17 protein-coding genes are annotated in these 20,016 nt (G+C 70.4%); 2 read left to right on the plus strand and 15 right to left on the minus strand.

Annotation, left to right across the window (positions count from 1 at the left end; all coding sequences use genetic code 11):
• Positions 1 to 120: 120 nt before the first annotated feature.
• Positions 121 to 1,602 (minus strand): FAD-binding oxidoreductase, encoded by a 1,482-nt coding sequence (locus H9622_RS05145; RefSeq protein ID WP_191764852.1) that lies wholly within the window; start codon positions 1,600 to 1,602, stop codon positions 121 to 123.
• An 89-nt stretch (positions 1,603 to 1,691) separates the two neighbouring features.
• Positions 1,692 to 2,990 carry a glycosyltransferase gene (locus H9622_RS05150; RefSeq protein ID WP_191764854.1) on the minus strand — a complete coding sequence of 433 codons (1,299 nt, stop codon included), beginning with the start codon at positions 2,988 to 2,990 and terminating at the stop codon, positions 1,692 to 1,694.
• A gap of 66 nt (positions 2,991 to 3,056) precedes the next feature.
• Between H9622_RS05150 and H9622_RS05155 the strand changes: the two genes are divergently transcribed.
• Complete coding sequence (locus tag H9622_RS05155; RefSeq protein WP_191764856.1) at positions 3,057 to 3,680, plus strand: TetR/AcrR family transcriptional regulator; 624 nt, start codon at positions 3,057 to 3,059, stop codon at positions 3,678 to 3,680.
• 12 nt (positions 3,681 to 3,692) lie between these two features.
• On the opposite strand, the gene H9622_RS05160 is transcribed toward H9622_RS05155, so the two are convergent.
• On the minus strand, positions 3,693 to 4,358 hold the full coding sequence (locus H9622_RS05160; protein ID WP_191764858.1) for a DNA-3-methyladenine glycosylase: 666 nt from the start codon (positions 4,356 to 4,358) through the stop codon (positions 3,693 to 3,695).
• A 74-nt stretch (positions 4,359 to 4,432) separates the two neighbouring features.
• Between H9622_RS05160 and H9622_RS05165 the strand changes: the two genes are divergently transcribed.
• The gene (locus H9622_RS05165) at positions 4,433 to 6,079 is read left to right on the plus strand and encodes an MFS transporter (protein ID WP_191764860.1); all 1,647 of its coding nucleotides are present in this window, start codon (positions 4,433 to 4,435) and stop codon (positions 6,077 to 6,079) included.
• Here the strand turns inward: H9622_RS05165 and H9622_RS05170 are convergent.
• From H9622_RS05170 to hisC, 12 genes are all read right to left on the minus strand, one after another.
• Positions 6,061 to 7,473 (minus strand): hypothetical protein, encoded by a 1,413-nt coding sequence (locus H9622_RS05170; protein ID WP_191764861.1) that lies wholly within the window; start codon positions 7,471 to 7,473, stop codon positions 6,061 to 6,063. The two genes, H9622_RS05165 and H9622_RS05170, sit on opposite strands and share 19 nt — an antisense overlap.
• On the minus strand, positions 7,463 to 8,314 hold the full coding sequence (locus H9622_RS05175) for a TIGR03943 family putative permease subunit (protein ID WP_191764863.1): 852 nt from the start codon (positions 8,312 to 8,314) through the stop codon (positions 7,463 to 7,465). The genes H9622_RS05170 and H9622_RS05175 overlap by 11 nt, the downstream gene beginning before the upstream one ends.
• Positions 8,307 to 9,326, minus strand: a complete 1,020-nt coding sequence (locus tag H9622_RS05180; RefSeq protein ID WP_191764866.1) for a permease — start codon at positions 9,324 to 9,326, stop codon at positions 8,307 to 8,309. The genes H9622_RS05175 and H9622_RS05180 overlap by 8 nt, the downstream gene beginning before the upstream one ends.
• Complete coding sequence (locus H9622_RS05185) at positions 9,313 to 9,726, minus strand: Fur family transcriptional regulator (protein WP_191764868.1); 414 nt, start codon at positions 9,724 to 9,726, stop codon at positions 9,313 to 9,315. Before H9622_RS05185 ends, H9622_RS05180 begins: the two co-directional genes overlap by 14 nt.
• Positions 9,727 to 9,985: 259 nt before the next feature.
• The gene (locus H9622_RS05190; protein ID WP_191764869.1) at positions 9,986 to 10,849 is read right to left on the minus strand and encodes a metal ABC transporter permease; all 864 of its coding nucleotides are present in this window, start codon (positions 10,847 to 10,849) and stop codon (positions 9,986 to 9,988) included.
• A complete protein-coding gene (locus tag H9622_RS05195) occupies positions 10,846 to 11,667 on the minus strand; it encodes a metal ABC transporter ATP-binding protein (RefSeq protein ID WP_191764871.1) in 822 nt (273 codons plus the stop codon). The genes H9622_RS05190 and H9622_RS05195 overlap by 4 nt, the downstream gene beginning before the upstream one ends.
• Complete coding sequence (locus H9622_RS05200) at positions 11,664 to 12,659, minus strand: metal ABC transporter solute-binding protein, Zn/Mn family (protein WP_191764873.1); 996 nt, start codon at positions 12,657 to 12,659, stop codon at positions 11,664 to 11,666. The genes H9622_RS05195 and H9622_RS05200 overlap by 4 nt, the downstream gene beginning before the upstream one ends.
• Before the next feature lie 873 nt (positions 12,660 to 13,532).
• Entirely contained in the window at positions 13,533 to 14,672 is a 1,140-nt protein-coding gene (locus H9622_RS05205; RefSeq protein ID WP_191764875.1) for a hypothetical protein, read from the minus strand.
• Positions 14,673 to 15,094: 422 nt separating this feature from the next.
• The gene (locus tag H9622_RS05210; RefSeq protein WP_191764877.1) at positions 15,095 to 16,462 is read right to left on the minus strand and encodes a dihydrolipoamide acetyltransferase family protein; all 1,368 of its coding nucleotides are present in this window, start codon (positions 16,460 to 16,462) and stop codon (positions 15,095 to 15,097) included.
• 184 nt (positions 16,463 to 16,646) lie between these two features.
• Positions 16,647 to 17,612 (minus strand): alpha-ketoacid dehydrogenase subunit beta, encoded by a 966-nt coding sequence (locus H9622_RS05215; protein WP_225221756.1) that lies wholly within the window; start codon positions 17,610 to 17,612, stop codon positions 16,647 to 16,649.
• Between the two features lie 14 nt (positions 17,613 to 17,626).
• On the minus strand, positions 17,627 to 18,784 hold the full coding sequence (locus H9622_RS05220; protein ID WP_318247051.1) for a thiamine pyrophosphate-dependent dehydrogenase E1 component subunit alpha: 1,158 nt from the start codon (positions 18,782 to 18,784) through the stop codon (positions 17,627 to 17,629).
• A gap of 5 nt (positions 18,785 to 18,789) precedes the next feature.
• Positions 18,790 to 19,911 carry a histidinol-phosphate transaminase gene (gene hisC, locus H9622_RS05225; protein WP_191764883.1) on the minus strand — a complete coding sequence of 374 codons (1,122 nt, stop codon included), beginning with the start codon at positions 19,909 to 19,911 and terminating at the stop codon, positions 18,790 to 18,792.
• Between the last annotated feature and the right edge of the window lie 105 nt (positions 19,912 to 20,016).

The following is a 20,016-nucleotide window of genomic DNA, read 5'->3' on the forward strand; positions in this document are numbered from 1 at the left end:
GTGGAGCCGGACGGCCCCACCCAAGATCCCTTGTCTGCACCCCATGACTCACCGGACCGATTCCGGCCCGGAGGAGGTGTGGGATACGAACTGCGTGCTGGAGTGCGCGCAGACAAAGAGTCAGTCTAGCACGGGCGGCGTGTCGCGCTTGACTGGGGCGGCCAGGGGTCCATCGAGCGGATGGCCGACGCGGATGACGCCCTCGGGGTCCCACGCGCAGGCGACGCGGCGCAGCCGCTCGGCGTCGATCCCGTACAGAGTCGCCGCCGCCGTGGGCCGTTCGGCGAAGTTCTTCACGACGGCAGACGACGCGAAAGGCTGCATCCGGTCGGCGACGGCGGTGGCCGCATCCTTCACCGCGGCGAGCGCGCCGGGAAAGGGCACCAGGCCGACCGCGAACACGAGGCCGGCACCGTCGATCGCCGAGACGACACCGCCGGCCGTCCCGCCCGGCGCCGTCCTGCCGCCGAGGTGACGCAGTTCGATCGACAGGAGCGACTGCGACGAAGGCTCGAGCGCGACGTCGATCAGGGCGTCCATCGACGCCGCGGTGATGTCGGTCAGCACGACGGCCTCGCCAAACCCCGGAGCGGGGTGGGCCGGGTCGCCGTGCACTGTGCTCAGCTCCGCCGGAGACATCGGGCGCACCGAGTCGAGCTCGGGGCGAAGGTCACGCAGGGGCTGCAGCAGAGACGCGGCGGTCGCGGCATCCGCCTGAATCGCCGCTTCGACGGCCACGAAGGAGCGAGCGCGCAGGAAGTCGGGAATCTCGGGGATCGGGGGGTACCGCAGCACGCGGGCGAGCGAGGTGACCGCCTCGGGCAGCTCTTCGATCCACTCGCGCCAGGCGTGCGCGACGTCGGCCGCACGCTCGAGCGGCCACATCAGCGCGCCCGCGTGCAGCTCGCCGATCTCGTGCAGCTGAAGCTCGATGGCGGTGACGATCACGGGAGCGATGCCACCGCGCACCGCCCAGAAGAGGTCCGCGTGGTGCTCGGCGTCGACGCGGATGACGTGCCCCTGCGCGTCGACCGCATCGATCGAGAGGATGCTGTTGACCCCGAGGCCGTGCGATCGTGCGAGCCAGCCGAGCCCGCCGCCGAGCGTCGACCCGACGACGCCCACGGAGGGCGCCATGCCCGAGACCGCGGCGCATCCGTGCTCGGCCACGGCCGCGGCCAGCGCCGCTGCGGTGACGCCGGCGCCGACCCGCGCGGTGCGGGCTTCGGCGTCGATCGCGATGCCGTCGAGCCGCGCGGTGCGCAGGAGGATCGTGTCGGTGAGCGGACCGAGCGCTCCAGCCGCGTGACCGGTGCTCTGCGGGGCGACGTGCAGTCCGAGCCGACGCGCGCAGGCCACCGTCGTCGCGACGTCGTGCACGTCCGCGGCGACGACGACGGCGGCCGGGTGCTGGTCGACCAGCAGCTGCCAGGCGGCGCGGGCCGAGTCCCAGCCGTCCTCGCCCGGAAGGACCAGGTCGCCCGAGAGCTCCGCACGGAGTCGCTCGAAGTGTTCACCCGGCAGCACGGGCTCGTGGGCCGCGGATGCCGCGCCGGCGGCGGACGCCTGGCCGGGGGCGGGGAGGGAGGTGTCGATCGTCACTGTGATTGCTCTTTCGTCTTGGGTGTCTTCGTTCCGTGCCCGGCGTCGCGCGGAGCGGCCGGCGTCGCGCGGAAGGCGCGGTCGACCGCTCAGCGTCGGGCTCCGGCGGCAAGGAGTGCGTCCAGCACGGCGGTGATACCTGCGGGACCAGGAGATCTCCGGATCGCGGCGCCGATGCGCTCGGCGCTGCTCCGGTACGACGGGTCGCGCAGCAGCGTCTGCACAGCGCTGCCGACCTGAGCGGGCGCGACGCGGCCGTCGCGCGGCCGCAGCCGCAGCCCCGCACCGCTCCAGGCGACCCGCGCCGAGACCTCGGACTTGTCTTCGCTGTCGCCCGCCGCGACGATCGGCACGCCGTGCGCGAGTGCGTACTGGACCCCGCCGTAGCCGCCGTTGGTGACGAGCGCGCTCAGGAGCGGGAACAGACGGTCGTAGGGCAGATACGGGGCGATGCGGGCATTGTCCGGAAGCGCGAGCGCGGGAACGTCGCGTCCACCCGTCGTGGCGACGACCAGGACATCGCGGTCGGCGAGCGCCTCGAACGTGGGCAGGACGAGCCCGGAGAGGTCGCCGTTGGCGACCGTCCCCTGGGTCACATGGATAACCGGCCGCCCGTCGCTCAGGTCGTCCCACCACTCCGGCACCTCGACGGTCGACGCGTCGGCGAGCGAGACGGGGCCGACGAAGTGCACAGGCGTCGTGAGATCGCCCCGTGGGTACTCGAATTCGGGCACGGTGAACTGCACCACGGCGTCGGCCGTGGACGGATAGTCCATCACCGGCACGCTCAGCTCGACGCCGACGAGGTCTCGCACCATGCGCTCGGCGTTGCGCTGCAGCTCGGCGAACACGAAGCGATCCGTCGTCCAGGTGAGGAATCGGTTGCGGATGCGGCCGAGGGGCCCGGCAAGCGGCGGGATGCCGAGGGCGAACGGCGCGGTGTCGCGGCTGCGCAGGCCCAGCGGCACGATGCCGAGGTTGACCACGAGCGGTCGCTGATGCGCCGGGCGCGCGAGCATCAGCATCGCGCCGAGGAACATGCTCTCGCTGAGCACGGCGTCGGCCGGCTCCGCCGCCAGCAGCTCATCGAGCGCGCGCAGCTGGCTCGGCGCCGGCTCGAGGAAGATGTGCTGCAGGTCCCAGCGGGGGCCGGCGACGCCTCGGAGCCCGACGCGGCTGGGGAACGCGGCATCCATGTCCCGATCGTCGTAGTCGGCGTCGGACGGAAGCGGGAACCAGCGCGCGCCGGTGGCCTCGACCGCCTCGCGGTAGCGCCCGCCCGTGAGGAATCGCACATCATGACCGGCCGCCACGAGCGTGCGGGCGACAGCGAGCAGCGGGGTGACATGACCATGCACCGGGGTGCTGCAGATGACGAGAGACAGCATGCGTTCTCCAACTGGTAGGGTTGTGAAAGTACTCGTGGAGTATTCACTACCCTGTCAGGAAAGTCAATGACCCCCTACGTGTCGCCCCTGCGCGAAGCTCAGGCTGCGCAGACCCGCGCCCGCATCCTCGACGCGGCGATCCGCGTGTTCGGCGAAGCCGGCTACTCCGGCGCATCCCTCGGCCGGATCGCGAACGAGGCCGGCGTCTCGCTCGAGACGGTGAAGCAGAACGGGCCGAAGGCAGCGCTGCTGCTGGCCGGTTTCGATCACGCGTTCGCCGGCAGCGAGGGCGAGGGGCCGCTGCACACGCGCGAACTCGGCGAGATGGCGGAGGAGCTGGACCCGAGCGAGCTGCTGCCCTTCCTGGTCGAGTTCGTCGCGAGCGCCAACGCCCGCGTCGCACGCCTGTGGCCCCGGCTGCTCGAGGCCGCGGCCGGCGACGACGACGTCGCGCAGCGGCTGCGCGAGCTGCAGGCCAACCGGCGCTCCGACATGCTCGGCGCGGTCGCGATGTTCCGGGGTCGGGGTGTGTGCAGCAGCGCCCGCTCCGACGGGGAGCTCGCCGACGCGCTGTCGTTCGTCATCTCGCCTGAGAGCTACACCCAGCTGGTCGCCGAGGCGGGCTGGAGCGAAGAGGCGTACCACGCGTGGCTCGTCCGCGCGGTCGAGCGCGTGGTGCTGACCGACTGACCGCGCGTCGAGTCAGAGCTCGGCGGCGCCGCGGCCCCATCGGAACGGCGAGACCGTCGGCTCGCCGGGGATCCAGAAGCGCCAGGGGAAGGCCGCGGTGCCGGCCACACCGGCGACGCCCACCCGCGGTCCCGACGCGAACCCCGCGACCGGCTCGGCGGCGAGCGCGAGCCGCACGGTCGCTCCGTGATGAGGGGCGCCGGTGATCGCGTCGATTCCGTCGTGGAGCGGATGCCGCAGCCCGACCGCATCGCCGAGCCTGCCCGGGCCGCGCGCGAGGTCGCGGGGCGTGCGCGCTGCGGGACGACGGCCGAATGCGGTCTCGATGCCCTCGATCACCTCGGCGCCGCGCAGCAGCACGCCGCCGGCGACCCCGTCGGGTCCGCACACGACGTTCACGCACGAGTGGATGCCGTGGCTGAGGTACACGTAGAGGTGCCCGGGCTCCCCCCACATCGTGGCGTTGCGGGCCGTCGGTCCCATGCGGGCGTGCGACCCCGGATCGGGGACGGGTCCGGTGCCGCGGCCGTGGTACGCCTCGACCTCGGTGAGACGCACGGTGACCGTCGCGCCGGCCACCGTCGTGGTCAGGTGGGCACCGAGCAGGGACGGAGCGACCTCCGCCGGGAGCCCGAGGAGATCGCCGCGCCGGGCGGGGCGGAGCGCGGGTCCGGGCATGCCGGGAGTATACGCAACGGACTTCACCCCAGCGGGACGATTCTTCTCGGCCGACGAGTCGTTAGTCTGCGCCCATGAAACGCTGGTTCGTGCTGCTCATCCTCGGTGTCTCGCAGTTCGTGATGGTGCTCGACAGCACCGTCATGAATGTCTCCATTTCCACCGTGGCCGCCGATCTCGGCACCGACATCGGCGGGATGCAGGCCGCCATCACCTTCTACGCGCTCACCATGGCGGCCTTCATGCTCACGGGAGGGAAGCTGGGGGACAAGTGGGGGCGGAGTCGCGCCTTCCGAATCGGATCCGTCGTCTACGGCGTCGGGTCGCTGACGACGGCGCTGTCCCCGAACCTCGCAGTTCTGCTCCTGGGCTGGTCGCTTGTCGAAGGCCTCGGCGCCGTCCTGGTGATCCCGGCGATCGCCGCCCTCGCTGCCATCAACTACACCGGGCGCGATCGCGTCATCGCGTTCTCGGCGCTCGGAGCGATCACAGGATTCGCCGCTGCCGCCGGGCCCCTCATCGGCGGGCTCATGACCACGTACGCGTCCTGGCGCTACGTCTTCGTCGGCGAAGCGGTCATCATGGCGCTCGTCCTGGTCTTCTCCGGGCGCATCAAGGACATCCCCGGCGACAAGGCGCTGCGCATCGACCTCCTGAGCGTTGTGCTTTCGGCCGCCGGGCTCGCGATCCTCGTCTTCGCAATGCTGCAGAGCAAGACCTGGGGATGGCTCGTCCCTCTCGACCCGCCCGAGCTCGGCGGCGCCACCATCGCCCCGTTCGGCGTCTCACCCGTCGCGTATCTGATCCTCGTCGCGATCCTCGTGCTGTGGTGGTTCGTCCGCCGCCAGCAGCATCTCGAGGCGACCGGTCGCGTGCCGCTCCTGAAGGTCAGCATGCTCCGCATTCCTGCGCTCCGCAGCGGCCTCACGATGTTCCTCGCGCAGTACTTCGCCATCGCGGCCCTCTTCTTCGTCGTGCCCGTGTACCTGCAGACGATCCTGGGCTACGACGCCCTGCAGACCGGGCTGAAGATCCTGCCCTTGTCGGTGGGACTGATCCTGTTCTCGATCGCCGGCTCCCGCCTGTCCACCATGCGCTCGGCCCGCAACATCGCCCGGATCGGACAGTTCACGCTGGGGATCGGCCTGCTGCTGGTGTTCGTCGCCGTCCAGCCGGAGCTGAACGACTGGCTCTTCGCCACCGGCATGCTCGTGGTGGGCGCGGGTTTCGGCCTCCTCGCGTCGCAGCTGGGCAATGTCAACATTTCGGCGGTGCCGAAGGACGACACATCGGAGGTCGGCGGACTGCAGGGCACCTTCCAGAACCTCGGCTCGTCGTTCGGCACCGCGATCGTCGGCTCGGTGTTCATCCTGCTGCTCACCTCCGGGTTCGGGGCGGCGGTGCAGGGGAGCGATTCGCTGCCCGACGACGTCAAGCGGCAGGTGGCCGAGGCCACGGCGAGCGGAGCGCCGATCATCTCGCAGCAGCAGGCGGAGCAGCTGGTGCTCGACGCAGGGGGCACAGCACAGGTTGCGAACGAAGTGGCCGGCGTGTATGCCGACGCCCAGGTCGAGTCGCTGCGTCAGGCGCTCTTCCTGGTATTCGCACTGACGCTCATCGCCATCGTCCTGGCGCGAGGACTTCCCGCCACGATCCCGGTGCCGGCGAAGGCGGACGGCGAGCACACGGAAGACCACGTCGGTCAGGCGGGCGGCACCTGACACCACGAGATCGACGATCCCGCGAGCGCGACGACCTGGTTGCCGTCCGCGAGCTCCAGGATCCGGGTCTCGGTGCGCTCCGGAAGGGGCAGCTGATACGTGTCGTAGGAGTTGGCCACGGCATCCGGCGCCACCAGCACAGCGGCGTAGCGGGCGCTCGGAGACACGCACACCTGCAGCACGGCATCCGTGTCGGCGACCTCGCTCAGCAGACGCGTGCTGCCGTCGGGCGAGACGAGCGAGACCGACGTCCTCCCGGTGGGGGCGCCGTCGGGCTCGAGCACCGCCGCGGTGCGGATCGTCGATCCGTCGGGGAGGGGCGTCACGGTGCTGACCGGACCGGGATCTTCCGTCGCTGCCACGAGCGGGGCCTCGGTCGCATCCGTCAGGTCGATGGACACCATCGCATCCGGACGCTCGACGATCGCCTCGGTCGAACCGCGCGCGATGCCCTCGATGGTCATCGCCGTGCCGAGCGTCGTGGCTCCCTCGCCCTCCGACCCGGTGAGCAGCAGCGACCCGTCGAACGACAGCAGCAGGATGCTGTCGGTGTCGGGAACGAAGCGCCACTCGGCGATGCGCGGATCGGCGCCCTCGACGGCGATCTCGACCGGCTCGGCGCCCGGGTCGCGCAGCGACATCGTGTAGAGCAGGCTCTCGCGTCCGCTGTCGGCCGTGAGCACCGCATCCGAGAAGGTGTACCCGACCGTGTCGCCGCGGTCAGCGCTCTGCAGATTCGACACGAACCCGTCGCCGGGGAGGGTGAGCTCGCGCGCGTTCGCGCCGTCGAGGTCGGTCATGACGAGCCCGGCACGGTCGTCCTCGGTGCGCACCGACACCACGAGGTGGGCCCACGTCGCCCGGAAGTCCTCGATGTGCGGGTGCGTGAAGACCGGCTCGGCGTTCTCGCCCGACAGGTCGGTGCGGAAGATCGTGTCGCCGTCGGCGCCGCGCTGGAGCAGCTCGACCTGGGCCGCCGGCGTGCGGAAGGTCTCGGTGATCCCCGCCGTCGGACCGCCGCCCAGCGACGTCACGTCGGCGATCTCCACGGTGTACTCGGTGTCGTCCCACAGCGGGAGCGCGAAGCGGATGCCCACGCTGCGCCCGGCGGTGTCGACCGCGAACGGCGTCGCGGGCGTGACGGTGACCTGCGACGGGTCCACTTCGGCGAGCGACTGCGTGGTGGTGATGATGAGACGACCGCCGGATGCCGCGGCCGCCGCAGCCGGATCGACCTGCACCTGCGTCACCCGTGGCCCCTGCGCGACGGTCGCCGCGGCACCGGCCAGCCCGAACACCGCCAGCACGCCGACGACGATCGCAAAGGCGCCGGCGAACGCGCGACCGCGCCGACGCCGGCCGTGGGAGCGGCGCGTCGACGGCTCAGTACTCATACGGGTCCTCGGGCTCGTCGATCTCCTCCACCGAGGCGGCGTCGATCTCGAGGCGCCCGTCGGAGGTGGCGCGCACGGTGCCGGTCACCGTCACCCACTGCCCCGTTCCCGGGTTCCCCTCGCCGGCGACGGCCACGCTCGCGGGCTGCGCGTCGATCACGCAGTGCGTGATGACCAGGCGCGTGAGGTCGAAGGCACCGCCCTCGCCGGGGGTGACGAATCCGGTCAACTCGATCGGGTCGCCGTCGAAGGCCTCGGGATCGGTCGCCGTCGCGAAGACCGTGGCCCACTCGCCGACCCCGAACGACGACGTGTCTCCGGTCGCAGCGAGGGTGACGGCATCCGCTCCCGCGAACAGCGGGGTCGCGCCGACGTCGCGCGACATCGCGAGCTCGGCGGAGAGCGACGCGGGCGGCAGCACGAGGGTGAGGACCGCGATCCCGGATGCCGCGAGCCCGCCCGCGACCGTCGCCGCGATGCCGAGCGGGTGCCGCCCGTGCGCGTGCCGGTGGGGATGGACGTCGCTCCCCGTCCGTTCGTTGTCCACAGATGCCGGGCCCGCGCCCACCCCGATCCTGCGTCCGTGGACAACGAGCTGAGGGGCGGGGACGGTGTCGCCGTGGTCGTGGCCGTGATCGGCCTCGGCGCCGAGCGGCAGGGCGAACGACGCGATCGCGCCGACGAGCGCGACCACGGCCATCGAGACTGCGAACCAGGTGGAGTCGGGGTTGATGTACAGGCTGAGCCGGCCGGTCACGGCGAGCCCGAGCGTGACGACGGCGAGAACCGCGGCGAGGCCGACGCCGAGCCACCGCGTGCCGATCCACTCCGCCTTACGCAAGGAGGTTCACCGCCGTCCCGATGGCGAAGGCCGACAGCACGACGATGACGACCATGCCGGCGAGCGTGCGGGTCGTGAACGTCGTGCGCATGAGCGCGAGCATCTTGACATCGACGAGCGGCCCGACGAGCAGGAACGCCACGATCGAGCCGGGTGTGAAGGTCGAGGCGAACGACAGGGCGAAGAACGCGTCGACGTTCGAGCAGATCGAGACGACCATCGCGAGGGCGATCATGGCCACGATCGAGAGGGCCGGGTTCGAGCCGATCGCGAGCAGGGTCTCGCGCGGGATGAGCACCTGCACCGCGCCGGCCAGCGCGGAGCCGATGATGAGCGCGGGCATGACCGCCCGCAGCTCGACGACGAACTGAGCGATGCTGCGGCGGCCCTTGCCGCCGGGCTCGTGCGTCACGAGCTCGCAGGTGTCGCGGAACCGGTCGGTGAGCAGTGCGTCCGGCGACGGGTGGCGGCTGTAGAGCCAGCCGATCAGGTTCGCGATGAGGTAGCCGCCGACGAGGCGGGCGATGAGGATGCCGTCGCTGAAGCCGAACGCCTGGTGCGTGGTGATGATGACGATCGGGTTCACGATCGGAGCTGCGATGAGGAACGTCATCGTCTCCGGCACGCTGAAGCCGCGCATGAGCAGGCCGCGCGCGAACGGCACGTTGCCGCACTCGCACACCGGTACGATCATGCCGAGCAGCGAGAGCACGGCCCGACGGGCCCACGCGCGGCGCGGCATCCATCTCTCGAGCACTCCCGGCGGCACCCACACCTGCACCGCGATCGACAGGATCACCCCGAGCATCACGAACGGCAGCGACTCGATCAGGACGCTGATCGCGAGGGTCAGGCCGTCCTGCGCGCGCGTGGGGAGGGATGCCGGGAACAGCGTCGGCACGAGCCAGTCGAGGAGGAACAGCACCCCGACGACCGCCGCGCCGATCGCGAGCGCGACGAGGGTGCGGGCCGTGCGCGTCGGTGCCGCGGGCCGAACGTCAGTCCGCGTCACGCTTCTCGTCCCGGGCCTTCGCGCAGGTGGCGCACAGCCCGAAGATGTCGACGATGTGCTCGGCGTCGCGGAAGCCGTTGCGCTCGGCGGTCCGCTTGGCCCACTGCTCGACATCCGTCGCCTCGATCTCGACGGTGAGTCCGCAGCTGCGGCAGATCAGGTGGTGGTGGTGCCCGGTGCTGGTGCAGGCGCGGTAGAGCGCCTCGCCCTCGGGACTCTGCAGGGAGTCGGCGTCGCCCTGGGCCGCGAGGCCGGCGAGCGCCCGGTAGACGGTGGCCAGTCCGATGCCGGTGTTCTCGCCGCGCAGGGTCGCGTGAAGCGACTGCGCGCTGACGAATCCGCGGGCGTCGGCAAGCGCTTCGCGCACGCGTTCGCGCTGCCACGTGTTGCGCTGGACCATAGGGGCAAGTCTACCGGCGGCCCCCTGAGCGCCGGCCGGACCCGCCCGCCCCCGGGTCGCGTGCGCCCCTGCTGCTCACCTGTCGCAATGTGCCGCCCCGCACGGCGCTTCGTGACAAGTGAGCCCCCTGCTCACCCGGGCCCCGCTGCTGACCCCTGGCCTGCCGCTCACCTGTCGCAACGTGCCGCCCCGCACGGCGCTTCGTGACAGGCGAGCGAAGGGGAGTCGGCGCTGAGCGGCCGGGTCAGTCGGCGTCGATTCAGGCCGCGGAGCGGACGACCCGGCCGCGCCGCGCGCCGATGCCGCGGCACACCAGGTAGATCACGAACGAGATCGTCGTGATGTACGGGCTCACCGGCAGGGTGCCCATGATCGCGAGCAGGATGCCGCCCACGGCCGACACGAACCCGAACAGCGCCGCGAGCACGGGCACCGACACCGGGCCGGTCGCGACGCGCATCGCGGCGGCCGCCGGGGTGACCAGCAGCGCCATCACGAGCAGAGCGCCGATGATGTGCACGGCGACGGCGACGATCAGCCCCAGCAGCACCATGAAGGCCAGCGACACCGCGGTCGTCGGCACACCACGCGCCGCGGCGGACTGCGGGTCGAGCGAGTCGAACCGCAGCGGTCGCCAGATGAGCAGCAGGCCCAGCAGGGCGACCGCGCTGATCACGATGAGCCAGCCGAGCTGTCCCGACTGCACCGAGACGATCTGGCCGGTGAGCAGGCTGAACCGGTTGGCGCTGCGGCCGTCGTACAGAGACAGGAACAGGATGCCGAGACCCAGCCCGAACGGCATGAGCACGCCGATGATCGAGTTGCGGTCCCGCGCCCGCGCGCCGAGCCAGCCGATGATCGCCGCGGCGAGGATCGACCCCACGATCGACCCGGTGACGACGTCCACGCCGATGAGCAGCGCCGCCGCCGCACCCGCGAACGACAGCTCGCTGATGCCGTGCACGGCGAACGCCATGTCGCGCTGCATCACGAGAACGCCGATCAGACCGCCCACGAGGCCCAGCACCGCACCCGCCCACACCGAGTTCGACACAAGCACGAGGATGTCGCCGTACACCGGCAGGCCACCGAACATCGCATCGGCGATGTCATCCCAGTTCATGCGTGGTCCTCGTCGTGGGCGTGATGGTGGTGGGATGCCTCGGCATCGGGCGCACCGACGACGACCAGCCGGTCGCCGGCACGCAGCACGAACACCGGAGCGCCGTAGAGATCGGTGAGCACCCGGGAGTTCAGCACCTCGTCGGGCGTGCCGAGGGTGAAGCGCCCGTTCGCAAGGTAGAGGATGCGGTCGACCTTGCCCAGGACGGGGTTGATGTCATGCGTGACGAGCAGGACCGCAGCATCCTTCTCTCGCCGATGCCGGTCGATGAGGCCGATCACCGCCTGCTGGTTGGCCAGGTCGAGGCTCGTCAGCGGCTCGTCGCACAGCAGCAGGCCGGGCTCGTCGGCGAGCGCCTGGCCCGCGCGCAGCCGCTGCTGCTCGCCGCCGGACAGCTCGCCCACCGGCCGGTCGGCGAAGTCTCGCGCGCCCACGGCGTCGATCAGGGCATCCACCCGCGCGTGGTCGCCGCGGCGCGGGATGGGCAGTCCGAACCGGTGGCCCGAGACGCCGAGGGTGACGAGGTCGCGCCCGCGCAGCGCGGTGTCGGGCGGCAGCGGCCGGCTCTGCGGCAGGTAGCCGACATGCCGGCTTCCCCGCTTGCGCACCGGCTCGCCGAGGACCGTGATCGACCCGGCACTCAGCGGCTCGAGTCCGAGGATCGCCCGCAGCAGCGTGGTCTTGCCCGATCCGCTCGGTCCGAGCACGGCGATCAGCTCGCCCGGCCGAACGGTCAGGTCGAGCCCGGCCCAGAGCTCGCGGTCGTCGCGGCGAAGTGCGGCGCCGCGGATCTCGAGGGCGGGGGCCGGGTCGCTCACGACTCCAGCGCGCCGCTCAGCGCCTCGATGTTCGCCTGCATCCACGAGATGTAAGTCTGGCCCTCCGGGAGCGTTTCCGAGAACGCGACTCTCGGGATGCCGCGACCGTCCGCCTCGCCGACGATCTGCGCGGTCTCGGCCCCGGCGGTCTGCGTGTTGGTGATGACGAGCTTCACATCGCCGTCCTCGAAGCGGGCGATCGACTCGAGGAGCGTCGCGGGCGCGACATCCTGTCCCTCTTCCACCGCCTCGGTGAAGGCATCGGGCGTGACGTTCGCGAGACCGGCGGCCGCGATGAGGTAGGCGGGCACGGGCTCGGTGACGAACACCTCGGCGCCTTCGTGCGCACCCGCGATGTCGGCCAGCGAGGCCTCGAGGCCCTCGACCTCGGCGACGAACGCCTCGGCGTTGGCGGCGAAGACGTCGGCGTTGTCGGGATCGAGCTCTGCGAGCTCGGCGGCGATGCCCTCCGCGAGGTGCGCGACCGTGTGCGGGTCGTACCAGACGTGCTCATTGAAGCCCTCGACGTGGTCGTGGCCCTCGTGATCGTGACCCTCGTGGTCGGCGTGGTCCTCCGCCTCGCCGGCCGACTCGGCGTCGTGGCCCTCGTTCTCGGGCCAGTCGTGCGAGTACTCGACGGCCGTCACCACGGGTGCCTCGGCGTCGCTGGACTCGATCAGCGCGTCGATGAACGCGTCGTAGCCACCGCCGTTCTCGATGATGACGTCGGCCTTCGCCACAGCGAGCTGGTCACGCGCGCTCGGCTCGAAGGAGTGCGGATCCTGCGACTCGTTCGTGACGATCGACGTCACCTCCACGAGGTCGCCGCCGAGCTCCTCTGCGATCTGTCCGTAGACGTTCGTCGACGCGACGACGGCTACCCCGCCGTCACCGCCGTCGCCCGCGGCTGTACCGCCTGCACAGCCTGCCAGGGAGAGAGCGGATGCCGCGGCCAGGCCGAGCACGATCAGCGAACGTCGGGGGGAGGTCATGCCTCCACTGTAACGCTATTGATAATCGTTCTCAAACCAGCTCTGCGGGTCGATGTCAACGCCGGGACCGGTCCTCAGTTGTGACGCGTACTGATACATGCTTCGGATCTGTCGCATATGGTCCAGCGATTCAGCGCGACCGCCGAACCGGTTAATGGCGGCGGATCGTCAAATTATGTGCTCCGGTGCGGAGGCGAGATCGGAAAGGACTGAGTTCCGTGTCGAGCATCAGTCTTCGTTGCGCTGAGACCCCTGCGCCCGTACGAACCGACGGAAAACGTCATTCTTCTCAGAATCTCAGTGGCCTCGGCGATGTGGTCGCGGTGCGGCTCTAAGAGCGCGGCGGCCCGGGAGAGACATTTTGGAGGGCACTCGCGTCATCGACAGCGTCCCTGCGTAGTGCAAGCACGATTGCCTGAAGGAACGCGCTGAGAACCAGCCAGCCGAGCGCCGCCACAGCGGCGATGAATATCCAGCCGCCCTCACCCCATGGCTGCGGCCCACTCGCGGTTGCAAAGACGATCCACGGGATCGCCCCTGTCACAGCAGCCGTCGCCGACAACCACACCGACCGCAAGAGAGGGTCAGGTCGTGATGCAGTCCTTGCGACAGTGGTCGAGACTAGTCCGGCGACGAGTGCAAATACCGGGGCGACGCAGACCACCGCTGTACCGATCCATCCGAGCGCGAGCGCTGCCGCCGAGCGGGGGGCGCAGGAAAGCAGCAGCGGCGTAAACGTGTATTCAACGTCAAAGCAGCGCCCCTGCCAGAGCACGTACGCCGCGAACGTTGCCACGCACAGTTGCGTAAGCACGCCAAGCCATAGCGCCACCCACCCCGCTCGGACAAGAGCGAGGTGGGTGGCGACGGTGGTCAAAATCCTGCGCCGCATGTCCAACGGGAGGCGGGATCAGCGCCGAATCCGCCCGAGTACCAGCACAGGGACGGAGCCTTCCAGCCCCGCCCGTTGTTTAGCACCACACGGGACGATGAGGGCCCGGGCCCGGGATAGGAACCAGGGGTGACGCCCATGCAGTCCATCAGCGGCATAGTCGGGTTCACCTCACAGTGGAGTCGATTGACTGGTTGAACGATTGCACCAACGACACTCTGCGTATCGCTGCCCCGCTCGGGATAGTACGAGATCACGAGCGAGTTCTGTCCCCAATCATCCATCGGCATCGCCCAGGGGTTGGCCATCCCCACCGCAATCGTGCTCACATTGCAAGGATCGCTGAGGTCGTTGAAGTCGCCATACATTCCCAAGTTGGCGGGCGCGGCAACCAGGTTGGGTCCGACGATGACGAGAGCCGTCCACGTGTACGGCCGCGTAGACGCGACCGCCCAATCCTTGTAGTACGTGGACGTGGTGCCGCAGAACGGGCGGAACCCTGTGTAGTCGTCGCCGTACGGGTTTAGGTTCGGCCGCGTGGTGGTGTAGAAGTCGAACTGGAACTCCATTCCCCAGTGGTCGGCCATCACGACAGGCGATGCGAACGGTGCGTCGCCCCACCAGTAATACTTCCCGACGATGCTCAAGTTGTCCGAGCCCAGCGGCTCAATCATGGCCTCGACATCGTTTGGCTGCCAGGTCGAGGCCGCGGACCGCGGGGACGCCCCCAGCGCTCGGTCAACATCCTCGCGGGGCTGCACGTAGGCAGGGTCTGGATCAGCGTCTGGTGCGTCGAACTTGGGCAAGTCCTCGCCCAGGATCGCCGTGCTCGTGCGATTCGCCGCTGTCTCGACATCCTCGCCCCTTAGATACGCGTGCGTCACTTCCGGGACAGTGCCGGTCTTCGACTCGACATCATCCAGAAACTGTTCGACTGACAGACCATCCGTTGGGAAGAAGTCACCGACGATTGAGTCGCTGAGCAGGTGGTAACCCTGAACGGGCGCGCCATCAACCACAGTTACGGTCAGCGCGGATTCCAGGGAAACCGGATGGGCAAACGCCACCGACTCGAAGGTCGGCGCGGCAGGCGGTTGCTCCGCGGTCGTCGTGACAGCCACAGACGTTTCGAGCGCGTCATCGGCGCTCGCGGATGCGCTGGTACCTTACGCAACCAGTGAGCACACGGCTACCGCAGCGACAGCGACCTGAACTCGGCGTCTATTTGGTGTACTCCACTCCATAACATCTCCTATCCATAGGGACTTGGGCTAGTGGCGGCGACGGTGTCGGCAACCGTTTCCCAAGTGGCACCAAGCTAAGCGCTGCGCGCATTGGCGCGATGTAGGAACAAAGGGGGACAGGGACCCCTATTGCCGTTCCTGGCGCGCGGAGATCTCGCGCGGCGCCTGTCCTCAAGACCAAGTGCCTGCGCCACTGGGGGACGGGTGACCGCGCTTGACGGCCATGTGAATAGCCCAAAGGAGGACAACTGTGAAGAGCCCGCAACCGTTAGTTACCGCATCTCGGCAGACGTCGAACATCAGTCGAGCAGGAGGGCGGGCTCCTCGAGGATCGACGCGACGTCGGCGATGAAGCGCGACATGCCGTCGCCGTCGACCACGCGGTGGTCGAACGAGCCGGCGACCGTCGTCACGAAGCGGGGGCGCACCTCGCCGTCGACGACCCACGGCTTCTGACGGATCGTGCCCAGCGCCACGATGCCCGACTCGCCGGGATTGATGATCGGGGTGCCCGCGTCCATGCCGAAGACGCCGATGTTCGTGATCGTGATCGTGCCGTGCTGCTGATCGGCCGGCGTCGTCTTGCCGTCTCGCGCCGTCTGCGTGAGCTTCTCGAGCGCTCGGGCGAGCTCGCGCATCGAGAGGTCCTGCGCATCCTTGATGTTCGGCACCAGCAGCCCGCGCGGTGTCGCGGCCGCGATGCCGAGGTTGACGTAGCGGCGCACGCGGATCTCGGCGCCGTTCTCGCCGTCGACCCACGCCGCGTTCACCATCGGTGTGCGTCGCGCGGCCCAGATCACGGCGCGCGCCATGATGAGCAGCGGCGAAACGCGCACGTCGGCGAAGTCGGGCGAGGCCTTGAGCCGCTTGACGAGCTCCATCGTGCGTGTGGCGTCGACGTCGGTCCACACCGAGACGTGCGGCGCCGAGTAGGCGGACTGCACCATCGCCGTCGAGGTCGCCTTGCGCACGCCCTTGACGGCGATCGTCTCCTCGCGGCCGGCTGCGTCGCGGGCCGGTGCCGCCGGGGCGGCAGTTGCCGGACGGGATGCCGCGACCGGAATCGTCTCCTCGCGCACGTCGCCCCACGCGGGCGTCTCGATGTTGCGGAAGACGCTGGCCTGCGACGCGTGCTTCACGACGTCGTCGCGGGTCACCTCGCCGGCAGGGCCGGTGGGCGCGACCGCGGTGAGGTCGACGCCGAGGTCGCGCGCGAGCTTGCGGATCGGGGGCTTGGCGACGACGCCGACGGATGCCTCGACCCGCTGCTGTGCGGTGGCGGGAGGCTTGCGGCGGCGCGACTGGACGGGTCCGCCCGTGCCGTAGCCGACCAGGACCGCGCCCTCGCCCTCGCCCTCGCCGGCGGGCGCATCGGCCGGGGCGCCGTGCTCGGACTGTCCGACCGTGGCCGGGCCTGCGGCATCCGCTCCCGCTGTGATCGTGATGATCGGCGCGCCGACGTTCACGGTCTCGCCCTCTCCGACGAGCAGGTCGCCGACCGTGCCCGCGAAGGGCGACGGCAGCTCGACGAGCGACTTGGCGGTCTCGATCTCGACGAGGACGTCGTTGACCGCGACGGTGTCGCCGGGCGCGACGTGCCACGACACGATCTCGGCCTCGGTGAGGCCTTCACCGACATCGGGGAGGACGAACGTCTGGGTGCTCATGTGCGGTCCTTTCGAAGCATCCGCTCGTCGTGCTCTCCGCCGCGGCCGCCGCGCTGTTCGCGAGACGACGAAATCGTGTCGAGACGGCGTCTGCTGCACGCCGTCTCGTCGCGCGAATGCTGTCTCGTGGGGTGGAGCGGAGCGGAGGAGGGCATGGGGGCGGGGCGGATGCGGGGGCGGGGGGTCAGTAGGCGAGGGAGCGGTCGACGGCTTCGAGGATGCGGTCGGCGTCGGGCAGGTACGTGCCCTCGAGCTTGGCGGGCGGGAACGGCACGTCGAAGCCCGACACCCGAAGGACGGGAGCCTCGAGAGCGTAGAAGGCGCGCTCCATGACGGTCGCCGCGACCTCGCCGCCCAGGCTCGCGAAGCCGGGCGCCTCCTGCGCGTAGACCATGCGGCCGGTGCGGCGGACGGAGTCGAGGATCGGCCCGTAGTCGATGGGCGACAGCGAGCGCACGTCGACGACCTCGCAGCTCGTGCCCTCGCTCTCGGCGAGCGCCGCCGCCTGCAGCAGCGTCGTCACCATCGCGCCGTGGCCGACGAGCGTGACGTCGGTGCCGCGGCGCACGATCCGACTCGCATGCAACGGCAGCGCGCGCGACGTCGTGTCGACCTCGCCCTTCTGCCAGTACTTGCTCTTCGGCTCGAGGAAGATCACGGGGTCGGGCGAGGCGATGGCGTCCTGGATCATCCAGTACGCGTCGTTCGCCGTCGACGGGCTGACCACTCGCAGCCCTGGCGTGTGGGCGAAGTAGGCCTCGGGGCTCTCCTGGTGGTGCTCGACGGCGCCGATGTGGCCGCCGTACGGGATGCGGATCACCACGGGCATCTGCAGTGCACCCTCGTGGCGGTTCGTGAACTTCGCGAGCTGCGACGTGATCTGGTCGAAGGCGGGGAACACGAAACCGTCGAACTGGATCTCGCACACGGGCCGGAACCCGGCCATGGCGAGCCCGATCGCGGTGCCGACGATGCCGGACTCGGCCAGCGGGGTGTCGAGCACGCGGCGGTCGCCGAACTCGGCCTGCAGCCCCTCGGTCACGCGGAACACGCCGCCGAGCTTGCCGATGTCCTCGCCCATGAGCAGCACGCGGTCGCTGCCGGCGAGCGCTGCGCGCAGACCCGCGTTGAGCGCACGGCTGATGGGCATGGTGGTCACGTCGCTCACGATGCGCCCTCCTCGAAGGATGCCTCGTACCCGGCGAGCCACTCCCGCTGCGCCTCGACGAGCGGATGCGGCTCGGAATAGACGTGGTCGAACATCAGCGCGGTGTCGATGCCGCCGAGCGCGTTCGTGCGGGTGCGGACGTCGTCGGCCACGGCCTGCGACTCGGCCGCGACGTCGGCGAAGAACGCGTCGGAGGCGCCACGCGCACGGAGGTAGGTCTCCATGCGGGCGATCGGGTCGCGGCGGCGCCACGACTCCTCTTCATCGGACGTGCGGTACTTGGTCGGGTCGTCGCTCGTGGTGTGCGCGCCCATGCGGTAGGTCATCGCCTCGATCGCTCGGGGTCCCTCGCCCGACCGCGCCTCGTCGAGCGCGACGCGGGTGACCGCCCAGCTCGCGAGCACGTCGTTGCCGTCGACCGGGATGCTCGGCATGCCGTAACCGGCGCCGCGTCTGAACAGCGGCGCCCGCGACTGCGTCGCGACGGGCACGGAGATCGCCCACTGGTTGTTCTGCAGGAAGAAGACCTCGGGCGTGCGGTAGCTCGCCGCGAACACCATCGCCTCGTGCACGTCGCCCTGGCTGGACGCGCCGTCGCCGTAGTAGACGATGACGGCCTCATCGCGTTCGGGGTCGCCCGTGCCGCAGCGCCCGTCGAAGACGAGCCCCATGCCGAACCCGGTCGCGTGCAGCGTCTGCGCGCCGAGCACCAGCGTGTAGATGTGCGTGTTGCCGTTCTTCGGGTCGGTCGGGTCCCAGCCGCCGTGGGTCAGGCCGCGCATCAGCCGGATGATGTCGACGGGGTCGACCCCGCGGATACGCGTGACGACGTGCTCGCGGTACGACGGGAACAGATGGTCCTGGGTGCGCGCGGCGCGCGCGGAGCCGACCTGGGCGGCCTCCTGGCCGAAGCTCGGCGGCCACAGGGCGAGCTGTCCCTGACGCTGCAGGTTGGTCGCCTGCACGTCGAAGGCCCGGATGACCGCCATGTCGCGGTAGAAGCCTTCGAGGTCGGCGTCGGCCAGTCCGTCGACGAGCGCGCGGTACGGCTCGGCGGCGGGCGACGGGGCGAACGTGCCGTCAGCGGCGAGGAAGCGGACCGTGCCCGGGTCGTCGGCGAGCGCGGCAGCCGCGAGCTCGACCGTTCCGTCGATCGACGTCACCGCTCGACGCTCTCTCGCGCGCCGGCGTGACCGGCGGGGAGGTGGCTGACGAGCGATGCCGCGATCCGCAGCACCTTCTCGACCGACTCCGCCTCGCCGACCGAGATCCGGATGCCATCGCCCGCGAACGGGCGGACGATGATCCCCGCCTCGTCGAACGCCTGCGCGGCCGTGAGCGTCTCGTCGCCGGTGGGCAGCCACACGAAGTTGCCCTGCGCGTCGGGGACCCGCCAGCCGGCGTCGCGCAGCGCGGCGACGAGCTGGTCGCGCCGTTCGGCGATCGCGCGGACCCGGTCGAGCAGCTCCTCCTCGGCGTCGAGACTCGCGAGCGCGGCGACCTCGGCCTGGGCCGTGACCGACAGCGGGATGCTCGTGCTGCGCGCCGCGTCGAGGATGCGCTTGTGGCCTACCGCGTAGCCCACACGCAGCCCCGCGAGCCCGAAGGCCTTGGAGAACGTGCGGAGCACGACCACGTTCGGGTAGGTCGCGTTGCCCAGTACGAGCAGGCCGTCCACCGCGTCGGGGTCGGTGACGAACTCGGCGTACGCCTCGTCGAGGATGACGAGCACATCGGACGGCACCTGTGCGATGAACGCGTCGAACTCGGCCTGGGTGACGATCGGGCCCGTCGGGTTGTTGGGGCTGCACACGATGATGGAGCGCGTGCGCTCGGTGATCGCGGCCACCATCGCCGGAAGGTCGTGGCGCGCGCCCTCGGCGAGGGGGACCTCCACGGCGGTTGCGCCGGCGACGACGGCGAGCCACGGGTAGGCCTCGAACGAGCGCCAGGCGTAGATCACCTCGTCGCCCGGGCCCGACGTCGCGAGGATGAGCTGCGCGAGGATCGAGACGCTGCCGGCTCCGATGTGCACCTCGTCGGAGGCGACGCCGAACCGCTCGGCCAGGCGCTCGCGGAGGCGGGCGGCCGAGGCATCCGGGTACCGATTCACGGCCGTCGCGGAGCGGATCGCCTCGACGACGCCGGGCAGGGGGTCGAAGGGGTTCTCGTTGCTCGACAGCTTGAACGCGTCGCCACCGGCCTGCCGACCCTGCTTGTACGGAGGGAGTGCGGCGATCTCGGGGCGGACGCGGATGGGAATGTCGGATGCGTCGGTCACCCTGCGAGTCTACGAGCGCGCCGTATGCCGACGGGAGGATACGTGGGCGTCCGAACACCTGGCACGGCGTCCTCGCACACGCGCGGAGCGCGTGCCAGACTGTGC

This window comes from Microbacterium gallinarum (assembly GCF_014837165.1).
GTDB classification, from domain to species: domain Bacteria; phylum Actinomycetota; class Actinomycetes; order Actinomycetales; family Microbacteriaceae; genus Microbacterium; species Microbacterium gallinarum.

Excerpts from the sequence above, each read along its gene's own strand:
- H9622_RS05190 (WP_191764869.1), bottom strand. The coding sequence starts at position 10,849 with ATGAACTGGGATGACATCGCCGATGCGATGTTCGGTGGCCTGCCGGTG.
- H9622_RS05155 (WP_191764856.1), top strand. The coding sequence starts at position 3,057 with ATGACCCCCTACGTGTCGCCCCTGCGCGAAGCTCAGGCTGCGCAGACC.
- H9622_RS05210 (WP_191764877.1), bottom strand. The coding sequence starts at position 16,462 with ATGAGCACCCAGACGTTCGTCCTCCCCGATGTCGGTGAAGGCCTCACC.
- H9622_RS05215 (WP_225221756.1), bottom strand. The coding sequence starts at position 17,612 with ATGCCCATCAGCCGTGCGCTCAACGCGGGTCTGCGCGCAGCGCTCGCC.
- H9622_RS05200 (WP_191764873.1), bottom strand. The coding sequence starts at position 12,659 with ATGACCTCCCCCCGACGTTCGCTGATCGTGCTCGGCCTGGCCGCGGCA.
- H9622_RS05170 (WP_191764861.1), bottom strand. The coding sequence starts at position 7,473 with ATGAGTACTGAGCCGTCGACGCGCCGCTCCCACGGCCGGCGTCGGCGC.
- H9622_RS05150 (WP_191764854.1), bottom strand. The coding sequence starts at position 2,990 with ATGCTGTCTCTCGTCATCTGCAGCACCCCGGTGCATGGTCATGTCACC.
- H9622_RS05160 (WP_191764858.1), bottom strand. The coding sequence starts at position 4,358 with ATGCCCGGACCCGCGCTCCGCCCCGCCCGGCGCGGCGATCTCCTCGGG.
- H9622_RS05185 (WP_191764868.1), bottom strand. The coding sequence starts at position 9,726 with ATGGTCCAGCGCAACACGTGGCAGCGCGAACGCGTGCGCGAAGCGCTT.
- H9622_RS05165 (WP_191764860.1), top strand. The coding sequence starts at position 4,433 with ATGAAACGCTGGTTCGTGCTGCTCATCCTCGGTGTCTCGCAGTTCGTG.